The organism is Streptomyces sp. x-19 (genome assembly GCF_046549115.1).
Taxonomy (GTDB): Bacteria; Actinomycetota; Actinomycetes; order Streptomycetales; family Streptomycetaceae; genus Streptomyces; species Streptomyces albulus_C.
The window spans coordinates 353059-366862 of record NZ_JAJPWK010000001.1 but is presented as its reverse complement, the minus strand read 5'-3'; the positions used below and the strand labels follow the sequence as shown (position 1 = coordinate 366862).

Annotated in this window: 12 protein-coding genes; 2 read left to right on the top strand and 10 right to left on the bottom strand. The window is 71.7% G+C overall.

The genetic code is table 11. The features are described 5' to 3' along the window. Positions 1-64: 64 nt before the first annotated feature. Positions 65-598, bottom strand: a complete 534-nt coding sequence (locus tag ACLJT4_RS01790) for an alkyl hydroperoxide reductase (protein ID WP_411120663.1) — start codon at positions 596-598, stop codon at positions 65-67. Positions 599-603: 5 nt separating this feature from the next. Further along, positions 604-1158, bottom strand: a complete 555-nt coding sequence (locus ACLJT4_RS01785) for a peroxiredoxin (protein ID WP_351463051.1) — start codon at positions 1156-1158, stop codon at positions 604-606. A 141-nt stretch (positions 1159-1299) separates the two neighbouring features. On the opposite strand from ACLJT4_RS01785, the gene ACLJT4_RS01780 reads away from it, so the two are divergent. Next, the gene (locus ACLJT4_RS01780) at positions 1300-2259 is read left to right on the top strand and encodes a LysR substrate-binding domain-containing protein (protein ID WP_411120662.1); all 960 of its coding nucleotides are present in this window, start codon (positions 1300-1302) and stop codon (positions 2257-2259) included. A gap of 6 nt (positions 2260-2265) precedes the next feature. Here ACLJT4_RS01780 and ACLJT4_RS01775 read toward each other — a convergent pair whose 3' ends face one another. The 8 genes from ACLJT4_RS01775 to ACLJT4_RS01740 form a co-directional block, all read right to left on the bottom strand. Then, entirely contained in the window at positions 2266-2865 is a 600-nt protein-coding gene (locus ACLJT4_RS01775) for a Uma2 family endonuclease (protein ID WP_411120661.1), read from the bottom strand. Between the two features lie 95 nt (positions 2866-2960). After that, a complete protein-coding gene (locus ACLJT4_RS01770; RefSeq protein WP_411120660.1) occupies positions 2961-5381 on the bottom strand; it encodes an FtsX-like permease family protein in 2421 nt (806 codons plus the stop codon). Then, positions 5378-6064, bottom strand: a complete 687-nt coding sequence (locus ACLJT4_RS01765) for an ABC transporter ATP-binding protein (protein ID WP_016570297.1) — start codon at positions 6062-6064, stop codon at positions 5378-5380. Before ACLJT4_RS01765 ends, ACLJT4_RS01770 begins: the two co-directional genes overlap by 4 nt. Further along, positions 6061-6585 (bottom strand): PadR family transcriptional regulator, encoded by a 525-nt coding sequence (locus tag ACLJT4_RS01760; RefSeq protein ID WP_016570296.1) that lies wholly within the window; start codon positions 6583-6585, stop codon positions 6061-6063. Before ACLJT4_RS01760 ends, ACLJT4_RS01765 begins: the two co-directional genes overlap by 4 nt. 145 nt (positions 6586-6730) lie before the next feature. After that, complete coding sequence (locus tag ACLJT4_RS01755; protein WP_411120659.1) at positions 6731-9103, bottom strand: FtsX-like permease family protein; 2373 nt, start codon at positions 9101-9103, stop codon at positions 6731-6733. Continuing rightward, the gene (locus tag ACLJT4_RS01750) at positions 9100-9786 is read right to left on the bottom strand and encodes an ABC transporter ATP-binding protein (RefSeq protein ID WP_016570294.1); all 687 of its coding nucleotides are present in this window, start codon (positions 9784-9786) and stop codon (positions 9100-9102) included. Before ACLJT4_RS01750 ends, ACLJT4_RS01755 begins: the two co-directional genes overlap by 4 nt. A gap of 144 nt (positions 9787-9930) precedes the next feature. Next, a complete protein-coding gene (locus tag ACLJT4_RS01745; RefSeq protein WP_411120658.1) occupies positions 9931-10275 on the bottom strand; it encodes a hypothetical protein in 345 nt (114 codons plus the stop codon). Then, a complete protein-coding gene (locus ACLJT4_RS01740) occupies positions 10272-11216 on the bottom strand; it encodes an SPFH domain-containing protein (RefSeq protein ID WP_411120657.1) in 945 nt (314 codons plus the stop codon). The genes ACLJT4_RS01745 and ACLJT4_RS01740 overlap by 4 nt, the downstream gene beginning before the upstream one ends. Positions 11217-11488: 272 nt before the next feature. On the opposite strand from ACLJT4_RS01740, the gene ACLJT4_RS01735 reads away from it, so the two are divergent. Continuing rightward, positions 11489-13801, top strand: coding sequence for a transglycosylase domain-containing protein (locus tag ACLJT4_RS01735; RefSeq protein WP_411120656.1), 2313 nt, complete (start codon positions 11489-11491; stop codon positions 13799-13801). Positions 13802-13804: the final 3 nt, after the last annotated feature.

Below are 13804 nucleotides of genomic sequence, written 5' to 3'. Positions count from 1 at the left end.
CCGAGGTCCGCGGGGGTTCGTTCGTGCGTGGTGCGGGGGTCGACGACGCCCGCCGCGCCCTGCCTTACTCGGCGAGCACGGCCTCGGCGTCGAGGACGGCGCCGACGGCCTGCAGGACGGACGCGATCTTGACGGCCTCCTGGATCGTCTCGCGCTCGACACCGGCCTTGCGCAGGACCTGCTCGTGCGAGTCCAGGCACATGCCGCAGCCGTTGATGGCGGAGACGGCGAGCGACCACAGCTCGAAGTCGACCTTGTCGACGCCCGGGTTGCCGATGACGTTCATCCGCAGACCGGCGCGCAGGTTGCCGTACTCCGGGTCGGAGAGCAGGTGGCGCGTCCGGTAGAAGACGTTGTTCATCCCCATGATGGCGGCGGCCGACTTGGCGGCGGTGTACGCCTCGGCGGAGAGGTTGGCCTTCGCCTCCGGCTCCAGCTCGCGCAGCACCTTGGGCGAGCGCGAGGCGATCGCGCAGGCCAGCACGGTGCCCCACAGCTGCTGCTGCGGAAGGTCGCTGTTGCCGATCACCGAACCGAGGTTCAGCTTCAGGTCCTTGGCGTAGTCCGGAACCGCGGACTTCAGGTCATCGAGAGCCATGGGTGTCACTCACCAGCCAGCAGGGCGACCGGGTCCAGGGTGTTCTCGCCCTTGCTCCAGTTGCAGGGGCACAGCTCGTCGGTCTGCAGGGCGTCCAGGACCCGCAGGACCTCCTTGGGGTTACGGCCGACGGAGCCGGCGGTCACCATGGTGAACTGGATCTCGTTGTTCTGGTCGACGATGAAGACGGCGCGCTGCGCGAAGCCGTCCTCGCCCTCGATGCCCAGGTCGCGCATGAGCTCGTGCTTGGAGTCCGCGAGCATCGGGAAGGGCAGGTCGGTCAGGTCCGGGTGGTCCTTGCGCCAGGCGTGGTGCACGAACTCGGAGTCGCCGGAGAAGCCGAGGATCTGGGCGTCGCGGTCGGCGAACTCCTCGTTCAGCTTGCCGAACGCGGCGATCTCGGTCGGGCACACGAAGGTGAAGTCCTTGGGCCAGGCGAAGACGATCTTCCACTTGCCTTCGTAGGTCTTGTGGTTGATCTGCTCGAACTCCTTGCCCTTCTCCAGCGAGACGCAGGCGGTCAGGTCGAACTCGGGGAACTTGTCACCGACAGTGAGCACGCGCTCTCCTTGTTGCAAGAAAGTCCCTTATGGGGGTCTTTCTGGTCTTTCCTTGAGGCTTGGACGGTTCACACAGTGCCACAGGAGGTATTGATCAGGGAAATAGCTAGACTTGTGGATGTTGATCGGAGGTGGTTATCAGTGGCATCCCCCACGAGCCCCGGCGGACGGACCCGCCAACCCAGCCTGGCCCAGCTGCGGGCGTTCGCCGCGGTCGCCGAGCACCTGCACTTCCGCGAGGCGGCGGCCGAGATCGGCATGAGCCAGCCCGCGCTCTCCGGCGCCGTCTCCGCGCTGGAGGAGGCCCTCGGCGTGCAACTCCTGGAGCGTACGACGCGCAAGGTGCTGCTCTCGCCGGCGGGGGAGCGGGTGGCGGCCCGCGCCCGGGCGGTCCTGGACGCGGTCGGCGCGCTGATGGAGGAGGCGGAGGCGGCCCGCGCGCCCTTCACCGGCGTACTGCGCCTCGGCGTCATCCCGACCGTCGCCCCGTACCTGCTGCCCGCCGTGCTCCGCCTCGTCCACGACACCTACCCGGACCTCGACCTCCAGGTGCACGAGGAGCAGACCGCCTCGCTGCTGGACGGCCTGGCGCACGGCCGGCTGGACCTGCTGCTGCTCGCGGTGCCGCTCGGCGCCCCACAGGTCACCGAAATCCCGCTGTTCGACGAGGACTTCGTGCTGGTCGCCCCGAAGGAGCACTGGCTCGGCGGCCGCGGCGACATCCCCCGCGCGGCGCTGAAGGAACTCGACCTGCTGCTCCTGGACGAGGGCCACTGCCTGCGGGACCAGGCCCTGGACATCTGCCGCGAGGCGGGCCGGGACGACAACACCCCGGTCACGACGAGCGCGGCCGGCCTGTCCACGCTGGTCCAACTGGTCGCCGGCGGCCTCGGCGTCACGCTCCTGCCGCGCACCGCACTGCGCGTCGAGACGGCCCGCAACGACCTGTTGACCACGGGCTACTTCGCCGATCCGGCGCCCTCCCGGCGGATCGCCCTGGCGATGCGCGCGGGCTCGGCCCGCCAACCGGAGTTCGAGGAGTTCGCGGCGGCGCTTCGCAGGACGCTGCGGGGGCTGCCGGTGCGGATCGTGCGGGGGTGAGGGGAGTTAGGGGCGGGCGGCTTCGAGGATCGCGCCGACGTCGAGGGTGACCTCGGCGCCGATCGAGTCGGGCAGCGTGACGTGCTGCCCTGCGGCGTGGAGTTCGTGGTGGTTGTACTCGTTGGCGAACGGATCCGTCAGGACGTGGATGCGCTCCGCGCGGCGGTCGACGATGACGTAGACAGGGACCTTGGCGACGGCGTAGGCGGCGACCTTCGTCCGGAGGTCGGTGGCGTAGTTGGAGGACGTCACCTCCACCACCAAGCGGAAGATCGCGGGGTCGTAGCAGTTGGCCTCGATGAGGTGGTCGCGGTAGTCGGCGTCCACCACGGCGAGATCTGGAACGGCATAGTCCTCGGGGCCGTCGGGGAGCCAGAGGCCGATGGCCTGGGCCACTCGTGTCTGCCCTTGGTGCGCCGGCGCGAACGCGAAGGTGAGGTTGGTCAGCGACTCGGCGTGCGAGCCGTCGGCGGGCGGTGTCACGGTGAGGTTTCCCCCGAGGATCTCGACGCGGTGCCCGGGCAGCAAGTGAGTGAGCTTCTCGGCCTCCTCGAGCAGACTCGGCAGCTTGCCCACATGAGGTCGTTCGACTGCTGCTGCAGACATGTGGTGCCTCCTGATGGCTGGTGTCGAGGTCATCATCGTAGGCAGAGGCGCCCGCACGCGTCGCGTACGACAAGCGTTCGCTCGTTCGGTGACGCCTACTCCGTCCGAAGCCCCTCCGGGCGCATCATGCGCCACAGCGGCGGCAGGCTCAGCGCGGTGACGAAGAGGATCACGCCGCCGCCGATGCCGATCATGCCGGCGACCACCGGCCAGTCGACCGTCACGTCGCTGTCGATGACCGAGAGCAGCAGCGAGCCCAGGGACAGGCCGCAGGCCAGCGCCAGGCCCAGACCGAGCGCGACCGGCAGGGCCGTCTGCCACAGCACGGACCAGCCGAGGGTGGCGCGGCGGATGCCGTACGCGTCGAGGGTGGAGAGCAGGCGGCGGCGTTCGTGGAGCTGCTCGATGGTGGAGATGATCAGGCCCGTGCCGATCAGCAGCAGGGTGATCGCCGCGCCGATGAAGACCGCCTTGCGGACGCCGTCGTACTGCCGGTCGTGCGGGTTGTCGAGGGACGCGCCCCCGTGCATCGTCGGGTCGATCCGGGTCGCGGTGTTGCGGATGTGCTCGACGGCGTCGGGGACGTCGCGGTCGAAGCGGACGAGGACTTCCATGGTGGGGTTGGTGAGCCGGGCCGCGTCGAGGACCGAGGGGGTCAGGAGCAGGTCGTAGTAGAGGCGGTGGCCGTCTTCGAGCGGGGCGAGGCGGGCGGCGCGGGCGGACGGCGGGACCGTCCAGGGCCGTGGGGTCGGGTGGAGGTTGTTGTAGGCGTCCGGCGGGTTGAGGTCGATGGTGGCGCCGGGGGTGACGCCTCGATCCGTGCCGGAGGCCCGGCGGGCGTCGGTGACGAAGGAGTCGCCGTCCCGGCAGGACGGCAGCCGGGCCACCTTGCGCAGCTCGGCGCAGGTGCCGACGCCGATGATGCTGGGGAAGTCGCGGCTGGGGTCGCGGTCCGGGGCGGGCATCCGGCCGGCGTTGGCGTCGAGGAGGGCGCGGGCCGTGGTGACCCCGGGGGTGGCGCGCAGTGCGTCCAGCGTCCGTGCGGTCTGCTGCCAGCTCGTGGTGTCGCCCCAGATGGTGATCAGCGGCACCCGGCCGGACTTGGCGTACGCGGCGGCGAACCCGGCCTGCGAGGCGGTCATCAGCATGTGGATGGCGATGGCGCCGGCCAACGCGACGGTGATGCCGCTGACCGCACGGGTCGCCGAGCCGCTGCTCAACTGGAGCCGGCGGATCGCCAACTGCCAGGGCACCGGGCCGCCGCGCAGCCGGCCGACGACCCGTTCGACCAGCCAGGGCAGCAGCGCCGTGACGCCGAACAGCAGCAGCGTCGAACCGGCCGCGAGCCGGGTGGTGGCGAGCGGATCGTCGATCGGGCCCGGCTGCACCGCCATCGGCACCAGCAGGCCCGCGCCGACGAGCGGCAGCGCGACGCGCCACCACAGCCGGCGGCGGACCGGCGGGCGGTTGCGGACGATGCCGAGCGGTTCGACGGTGATGCCGCGTTGGGCGACCAGGGTGACCAGTACCGCCGCGGTCGGGACGAGCACCGTGATCAGAAGCGCGGCGAGCGGGGCGGGGGCCACGTCCGCGGCGAAGACGTTGATGTCCCAGAGCGTGACGAGCGGGGCCAGCTGGCGGCCGAGCAGGAACAGCGCGGCGCCGCCCACCAGCCCGAGGAGCGATCCGAACAGCGCCTCGCCGGAGGCGATCCGCCGGGTGGTGCGGACGTCCGCGCCGACCAGTCGGAGGGCGGCCAGGCGCCGTTCCCGGCGTTCGTTGCCGAAGCGCACGGAGGTGCCGATGAAGACCATCACCGGCGTCATCAGCGCCACGCACGTCATGATCACCAGGACCAGGCCGGGCGTGGACAGCGGCTGCGCCTCCCAGTTCTTGCCGAAGTGGTCGATGCGGTAGCTGTTGCGCTCGTCGAGGGCGTCGTCGTGCGCGAGGTAGGTGAGCTCCCGGGGGCCCGCCAGGCCGCGGTCGCCGATCACGCCGACGATCCGGTAGGCGCTCAGCCGCTCGCGCAGCAGCGCGCTGTCGGGGGCGGCCAGCAGGTCCTTCAGGGCCGGCGAGACCACCATCTCGCCCGGGCCGGGGAGGTGCGCGACGCCGGGCGGCACCGGCGGGTGCGTGCCGTCCGGGTCGACCAGCCGGCCGCGGATGCCGGTGCCGTGGAAGGTGGTGTCCACCGTGGAGTAGAGGAGGGTGCGGTCGCTGCGCGGCGGCGGGTGCGCCTGGCCGAGGTTCTCGCGGGCCTTCTCCCGGCCGTGCCAGGCGTTCATCAGGGTCGGTGCGGAGGCGCACAGCAGCAGGATCGCCACGCCGAGGGCGACCCCGGCGGCCGTCAGTGCGGTGCGGATCCAGCCCTCCCGTCCACCGCTGGCGGCGAACCGCATGCCCATGGCGAGGTCGCGGGCCCAGGTGAGCGGGCCCGTCCGTCGGGGTACGGAGGGCAGTGCGGGTGCGGCGGTGTCCCGCTCGCCCTCGGGCTGCGAGCGGAGCAGGGTCATATCCGGCCCGCCATGTCCTTCACCCGGCCGTCGCGCACGACGATCTCCCGGTCGGAGTAGGCGGCGACCCGGGCCTCGTGGGTGACCAGGACCACCGCGGCGTTGGTGTCGCGGGCGGCGTTGGTCAGCAGCGTCAGCACCCGTTCGCCGTTGAGGGAGTCCAGGGCGCCGGTGGGTTCGTCGGCGAAGATCACCCGGGGCGTGGTGGCCAGCGCGCGGGCGACCGCGACCCGCTGGCCCTGGCCGCCGGAGATCTCACCGGGGCGCTGCTTGCCCACGCCCTCGACCTCCAGCTGCGCCAGCCAGTCGTGGGCGCGGCGTTCGGCTTCCTTGCGCTTGGTGCCGTTCAGGCGCAGCGGCAGGGCGACGTTCTCCAGGCAGGTCAACTCCGGTACCAGTTGGCCGAATTGGAAGACGAAGCCGAAGTCGGTGCGGCGCAGCGCGCTGCGCTGGGCGTCGCTGAGGTCGGTGAGGGCGTGCGGGCCGTAGCGGACCGTGCCGGAGTCGGGGCGGACGATGCCGGCGAGGCAGTGCAGCAGCGTGGACTTGCCGGACCCGGACGGGCCCAGCACGGCGACCACCTCGCCGGGGTGGATGGAGAAGTCCGCGCCGTCCAGGGCGGGCGTCGGCCCGTACGCCTTGCACAGGGCCTCCGCGGCGAGCAGGGATCCCTCGGGGGTCATCCGCCGACCGCCTCCGCGAGTTTGTCCAGGCGGGCCGCGGTCAGCTCCAGCCAGCGCAGGTCGGCTTCCAGGTGGAACAGGGCGTGGTCGCAGATCAACTGGTCGGCGAGGTCGCCGGTGCGCTTGCGCTCGGTCAGGCCGCGCATCAGCCGCAGGTGCTCGGCGCGCTGGGTGTCGAGGAGTTCGGCGGCGTCCCGGTCGGTCAGCAGGGCCAGCACGACCTTGGTGTAGAGCGTGGACTGGAGGTACGGCTCGGGCTTCTCCGGCCGGGCCAGCCACTGGGCGACGTCGGTGATCCCGGCGTCGGTGATGGCGTACCGCTTACGCTCCGGGCCCGCCCCGGCCTCCACGCCGTCGACCTCGACCAGGCCGTTCTTCAACAGCCGGGACATCGTGGAGTAGACCTGCCCGTAATGCAGCGGGCGGTCCTGTCCGAAGTGTTCGTCGAAGGCCCGCTTGAGGTCGTAGCCATGGCGGGGGCCGGACTCCAGGAGGCCCAGCAGCGTATGACCGATTGACATGCGGACCACCTTACTCGGGGGTGTATTGCTGGTGTATACGCGTGATGTATAGGTGTGCGGAACGGGTGGCGGAACGTACGGGTCGACGACGGTGCGGGGCAGCGGCCGCGGGCTCCCGCCGGCCACCGCCCCGCACCGTCCGCGCTCACTCCGTGCGCAGTCCGTCCGGGCGCATCATCCGCCACAGCGGCGGCAGGCTGAGCAACGTCACCACCAGGACCAGGCCGCTCCCGGCGGCGGCCAGCGGCCAGATCACCGACCAGTCGACGGTGCTCTTCCCGGCCATCCGCAGCAGGGCCAGGCCCAGTCCGGCGCCGCCGGCCACCGACAGGACCAGCCCCAGGGCCACCGGGACGGCGGTCTGCCACAGCACCGACCAGGCCAGCGTGGCCCGCCGGGTGCCGAAGGCGAGCAGGACCGAGAGCAGCCGGCGGCGCTCGCGCAGCTGCTCCACCATCGTCACCAGCATGCTGGCGGCGATCAGCGCCAGGGTGGCGGTGGAGGCGACCAGCAGCCCGGTCCGCACGCTGGTGTACTGGGCGTCCCGCTCCATGTTCTGCAGCGCGTGCACCGAGGTGAGCGGGTCGATCCGGGCCGCGGTGTTCCGGGCGTGCTCGACGGCGTCGGGGAACTGCGGGTCGATCTTGATCATGGCGCGGGCCTGGGGGTCGTCGAACAGCGTGGTGTCCAGCGCGCCCGGAGTGGCGAAGAGGCCGAACGACGGCATGCCCATGGGGTCGGGACGCGACTCGATGGTGCGGGCGTCCTTCGGGATGGTCCACAGCCGCGGGCGGGGCGGCTGCCCGGTGCGGTCGGGCCAGGCGAAGTCCACCGCGGCGCCGGGCCGTGCGGTCTGGCGGATGTAGGAGTCGTCGACCTGGCCGGTGTGGTCCCGGACGATGAAGACGTCGCCGTCCTTGCAGGGACCGGTGCGCGCCAGCTCGCCCAGCGAGGCGCAGTCGCCGACGGTGACCGACGTGGACGGGATGAACGGCTCGCCCTTGCGGAGCGGGCCGGGCCGGCTCGCGGTGGTGTCGATGGCGGCGATGACGCCGCGGACGCCCGGGGTCCGCTGGTACTCGCGGGTCATCTTCCGGATGGTCGCGACGTCGTGCGTCGGCAGCGACACCTCCAGCTGCGCCCGCTTCGAGTCCTGCCCGGTGATCTTCATGAAGTCGCCCTGGATCGCGGAGAACAGCAGCTGGAGCGCGATCGCCCCGGCCACCGCGACGGTGATCCCGCTGACCGCGCGGGCCGCGGCGCCCCCGCTGAGCTGGAGCCGCCGCACGGCCAACTGCCAGGGCACCGGGCCGCCGCGGAAGAGCCCCACCACCGCGTCCACGACCCACGGCAGCAGCAGCGTCACGCCGAGCAGGAACAGCGTCGCGCCGCCCGCGATGAGGAACGGGTTGACGACGCTCTGCGCGCCGCTGGTCCGGCCGTTGGCCAACAGCAGCGCCAGGCCGCCCAGGGGGAACGGCAGCCGCCACCACAGGCGCCGGCGGCGGCCCGCGCCGCTGCGGACGACGCCCAGCGGTTCGATGGCGACCCGGCGCAGCGCCAGAAGCGTGACCGCGACCGCGGCGAGCGGCACGACGAGCACGATGAGCGCCGCCAGCAGCGGGTTCGGGGTCAGGTCGGACGGGAAGGCGTTGGTGTCCCAGATGGTGATCCCGCCGACGAACTGCCGGCCGACCAGGAACAGCGCGGCGCCCACCAGCACCCCGCACACCGATCCGAACAGGGCTTCGCCGGCCGCCGTCCGCCGGGCCATCCGGGCGTCGGCGCCGATCAGCCGCAGCGCGGCCAGCCGGCGGTCCCGGCGCTCGCCGCCGAACCGGACGGCGGTCGCGATGAAGATCGCCACCGGCATCAGCAGCACCACGCACCCCACGATGACCAGCATCAGCAGCTGCGGGTCCAGCGGTTCGCTCTTCTGCTCGACGCCGAACCCGGCGACCCGGACCCCGCCGTTGTCCGTGCTCAACGTGGCGCTGCCCAGGTAGTACTTCAGCTCGGCGGGTCCGGCCAGGCCGGCCGGCCCGATCGTGCCGGTGTCCCGGAACGGCAGCCGCTGGCGCAGCAGCGCGTTGCCCGGTTCGGCGAGGAACTCCCGCAGCGCGGGGGAGAGCACCATCTCGCCCGGCTTCGGCAGCGCGGCCACCCCGGGCGGGGCGGGCGCCGCGGGACCGTCCGGCCGCAGCATCCGCCCGGTGAGGGGCCGGTCCCGGAACTGGGTCCGCAGGTCGGCCACGACCAGCGTCGACGCGCTCGGCGCCAGCGGCCCGTCGGCCTCCGTCGGCGTCGCGGCCAGTCGGCGCTCCGTGCGGTGCGCCTGGATCGCCGGGATCGTCGACGCGGCGAGCAGCAGCGTCACGCCGAGGCCCACGCCCAGCGTGGTGAGCAGGGTGCGGATCCACCCCTCGCGCCCGCCGCCGACGGCGAACCGGACCCCCATGCCGAGGTCCCGGGCCCAGCCGCGCAGACCGCCCCCGGAGGTCGTCGCATCGGTGCTCATGCCGCGCCCACCGCCTCGCGGGCGATGCCGTCCCGCACCACGACCTCGCGGTCCGCGTACGCGGCGACCCGGGCCTCGTGGGTGACCAGCACCACCGCCGCGCGGGTGTCCCGGGCGGCTTCGGTCAGCAGGCCCATCACGCGCTCGCCGTTGAGGGAGTCCAGGGCGCCGGTGGGTTCGTCGGCGAAGATCACCCGGGGCGTGGTGGCCAGTGCGCGGGCGATCGCGACCCGCTGACCCTGCCCGCCGGAGACGTCGCCGGGCCGCTTGGCGGCGAGGTCGTCCACCTCCAGCCGGGTCAGCCAGTCGCGGGCGCGGCGTTCGGCTTCCTTGCGCTTGGTGCCGTTCAGGCGCAGCGGCAGGGCGACGTTCTCCAGGCAGGTCAACTCCGGTACCAGTTGGCCGAATTGGAAGACGAAGCCGAAGTCGCTGCGGCGCAGTGCGCTGCACCGCGCGTCGCTGAGGTCGGTGAGGGCGTGCGGGCCGTAGCGGACCGTGCCGGAGTCGGGGCGGATGATCCCGGCGAGGCAGTGCAGCAGCGTGGACTTGCCGGACCCGGAGGGGCCCATGACGGCGACCACCTCGCCGGGGTGGATGGCGAAGTCCGCGCCGTCGAGCGCGGGCGTCGGCCCGTACGCCTTGTGCAGCGCACGGGCTTCGAGGAGGGAGCCGGCCGGGTTCATGTGGGGGCCTTCGGGAGTGCGAACAGGGCATGGCGAGGGGTGCGCGCGGTAGACGCAGCGCCGTCCCAGAGACATGGAACGCACTCTACATGAGGTGTATACGCGAGATGTATAGACGGCGTTTCTACTGGTGCGCCGCCCCCTTCACCGCCCGCCCGCCGCGCCGTCGGTCCCGTCCGCCGAATGTCCCCGCGGACCCACCGCCGCGTCGGGGTCCGTCTCCGGCGCCGGCTCGCGCCGCTTGGGCGGCCGGCCCCGCCGCGCCGGTCCGCCCGCACCGCGCGGCAGCCGCCCCGCCTCGGCCAGCGCCTTGCGGAGCAGGAACTCGATCTGTGCGTTGGTGCTGCGCAGCTCGTCGTTGGCCCAGCGGCTCAGGGCGTCGTGCAGGAGCGGGTCCAGCCGCAGCAGCACCTGCTTGCGCTGCTGCGGCCGGCGGCCCGCGGGCCGTTCGGGGTCCGTGCCGGCCCCTTGGGGAGCGTCGGCACTCACTGGTAGAGCGAGCCCGTGTTCAGGACCGGCTGGGCGGCCCGGTCGCCGCACAGCACCACCATCAGGTTGCTGACCATGGCCGCCTTGCGCTCCTCGTCCAGTTCGACGATGCCCTGCTCGTTGATGCGCTCCAGGGCCGACTCGACCATGCCCACCGCGCCCTCGACGATCTGCTGGCGGGCCGCGACGACCGCGCCGGCCTGCTGCCGCTGGAGCATCGCGGAGGCGATCTCCGGGGCGTAGGCGAGGTGGCTGAAGCGGGTCTCGATGATCTGCACGCCGGCGGCCTGCACCCGGGCGGTCAGCTCCACGGCGAGCTTCTCGGTGATCTCCTCGGCGTTGCCGCGCAGCGAGAGGCCGTCCTCGTCGTGGGCGTCGTAGGGGTACTCGATGGCGATGTGCCGGACGGCCGCCTCGGTCTGGGTGGCGACGAACTCCAGGAAGTCGTCGACCTCGAAGAGTGCCTGGGCGGTGTCCTCGACCTTCCAGACGACGATCGAGGCGAGTTCGATCGGGTTGCCGTAGGCGTCGTTGACCTTGAGGACCGAGGTCTCGTGGTTACGGACCCGGGTGGAGATCTTGCGGGCCGAGGTGAGCGGGTTGACCCAGCGCAGGCCGTCGGTGCGGATGGTGCCGACGTAGCGCCCGAAGAGCTGGATCACCCGGGCCTCGCCCGGCGCGACCATCTTCACGCCCGTCATGCAGAAGAACGAGCCCAGCAGCAACAGGATCCCGACGATCACCAGGGGGGCGGCGGCCGCGGCGTTCCCGTTGTTGCCCAGGACGCCGCCGGTGACGATCACGGCGATGCCGAGGGCGACGCCCAGGACGGTCAGCAGCAGGGCCAGCCCGCCCGGGATGCTGTGCGCGGCCCGCTCGCGGACCTGCGGCGCCGGCATCTCCGGGGTGTCCGCGGAGGCGGCGGGTGTCGTGTCGGTCATGGGGTCCCCGTTTCGTGGAGGGCGCGCGCCGAAGGGCGTGATGTGCGCCGCAGCGCGCGCTTTCGCTGGTCTAGCAAAGTGATATCACTTTAACGCGCTGGCCTGCTGCGGTCCAGAGCGATACGGTCCGGCGGCAGGGGGGTTGCCCTCGTCCCCCGTGCTCTTTGTCACGTCGGGAAAAGCCTTGATCGATGAGTATTTGTTGTCAGATGCGGTGTTAGCTTCAACAGCTGAGTTATGCCGGGGGCGGAACGACTGGAGTTGCACGAGCGATGGGCCGAGCTGATGCGAGGCGAGCGCGGCAGGGCAGCGCCCGCCGGGCCGGGAAGAACACCAAGAAGTCCGGCATAGGCCGCTTCTTCACCTGGAAGAAGGTCCTCGGGACCTTCCTCGGCGCGTGCCTGCTGGGGATCGTCGGATTCATCGGGCTCTACCTCTACGTGGACGTCCCGGCCGGCAACAAGCAGGCCAAGCTCCAGAGCAACGTCTTCAAGTACGCGGACGGCTCGGTCATGGCCCGGGTCGGCCAGGTCAACCGCGAGACGGTCCCGCTCAGCCGGATACCCAAGGCCGTCCAGCACACCTTCGTCGCCGCCGAGAACAAGACGTTCTACAACGACTCCGGCGTCGACCTGAAGGGCACCCTCCGCGGCGTCGTCAACACCCTGAGCGGCAAGGGCAAGCAGGGCGGCTCGACGATCACCCAGCAGTACGTCAAGAACTACTACCTGAGCCAGGAGCAGACGGTCTCCCGCAAGCTCCAGGAGATCGTCATCTCCCTCAAGGTGGACCAGAAGTTCTCCAAGGACGAGATCCTCGCCGGCTACATCAACACCAGCTTCTACGGCCGCGGCGCCTACGGCATCCAGGCCGCCGCCCAGGCCTACTACGGCGTGGACTCCGACAAGCTCACCGTCGCCCAGGGCGCCTACCTCGCCTCGCTGCTGCAGGCGCCCAACCAGTACGACTGGGCCATCGCCAGCGACGCCGGCAAGAAGCTGGTCCAGGAACGTTGGGCGTACACGCTCGACAACATGGTCGAGATGAAGTGGATCACGCCCCAGGAGCGTGCCCAGCAGAAGTTCCCGGTGCCCAAGCCGCCCAAGCCGCTGCCCGGCCTGTCCGGCCAGGCCAGCTACATCATCGACGCCGCCAAGAAGGAGCTCTTCGCGCACGGCGTCGACGAGAACGAATTCGAGGCCGGCGGCTGGACCGTCACCCTCGGCATCGAGAAGAACCGGCAGAAGGCGCTGGAGGAGTCGGTCAAGCGCAAGCTCACCGACGACCTGGAGCCCGGCCAGCGCCCGGTCGACCGCGACGTCCAGCTCGGCGCCACCTCGGTGGACCCGAAGACCGGCTACGTCGTGGCGCTGTACGGCGGCGCCGGCTACCCGAAGCACTACACCAACAACGCCACCCGCTCCGACTACCAGCCGGCCTCCACCTTCAAGCCGCTGATCCTGGCGTCGGCCATGGAGAACCACGCGGTCACCAAGGGCGGCGTCCCGATCAACCCGAACACGATCTACGACGGCCGCAACCGCCGTCCGGTCGTCGGCGGCACCACGCCCTTCGCCCCGCCCAACGAGGACGAGCACAGCTACGGGAAGATCAGCGCCCAGGTCGCGATGAACAACTCCGTGAACGCGGTGTTCGCGCAGATGGGCGCCGACGTCGGCCTGGACCAGGTCAAGAAGACGGCGGTCAGCCTGGGCATGGACGGCGCCAAGATGGACGTCCAGCCGGCCATGACCCTGGGCACCATGGGTGCCAGCCCGCTCCAGATGGCCGGGGCGTACGCCACCTTCGACAACCACGGGCAGAAGGTCACCCCGTCGCTGGTGAAGAAGGCCGTGCACACCCAGGACGGCACCGACAAGGAAGTCGACCTCAAGAACCCGATCGGCGAGCAGGTGCTGTCCCGGACCACCGCCGACACCGTCACCTCCGTCCTGACCGGCGTGGTCAACGACGGCACCGCCTCGGAAGCGGTGAAGAACACCGACTACAAGGCGGCGGGCAAGACCGGCACCTCCGACGACAACAAGTCGGCCTGGTTCGTGGGCTACACCCCCAACCTCGTCACCGCGGTCGGCATGTTCGGCGAGTCGCCCAACGGCGGCACCCAGGTCACCCTCAAGGGCGCCGGCGGCGGCGGCCGCGTCAACGGCGGCGGCTACCCGGCGCGGGTCTGGGCCGACTACACCCAGGCCGCGCTCGGCGACGGCACCGGCGGCGACTTCGACCTGGAGACCGACATGGGCGCCGCGGCACCCCCGCCGCCCAGCCCGACGGCGACCCCGACCGTGCCGGTCACCCCGACGCCGACCCCGACGCACTCCGCGACGACCTCGCCGACGCCGTCCACGTCCCCGTCGGACACCACCTCCGGCCGGCCGTCCGGCAGGCCCACGCCGACCGGCGGCGGCTCCACCCCGCCCGACGGCGGCACCGGCGGCAACCCCGGCGGTAACACCGGCACCGGCGGAAACACCGGTACCGGCGGCACCGGCGACGGCGGCACCGGTGGCAACCCCGGCGGCAACACCAGCAACGGCAGCAACGGTCTGCCGAACTTCGGCTGACCC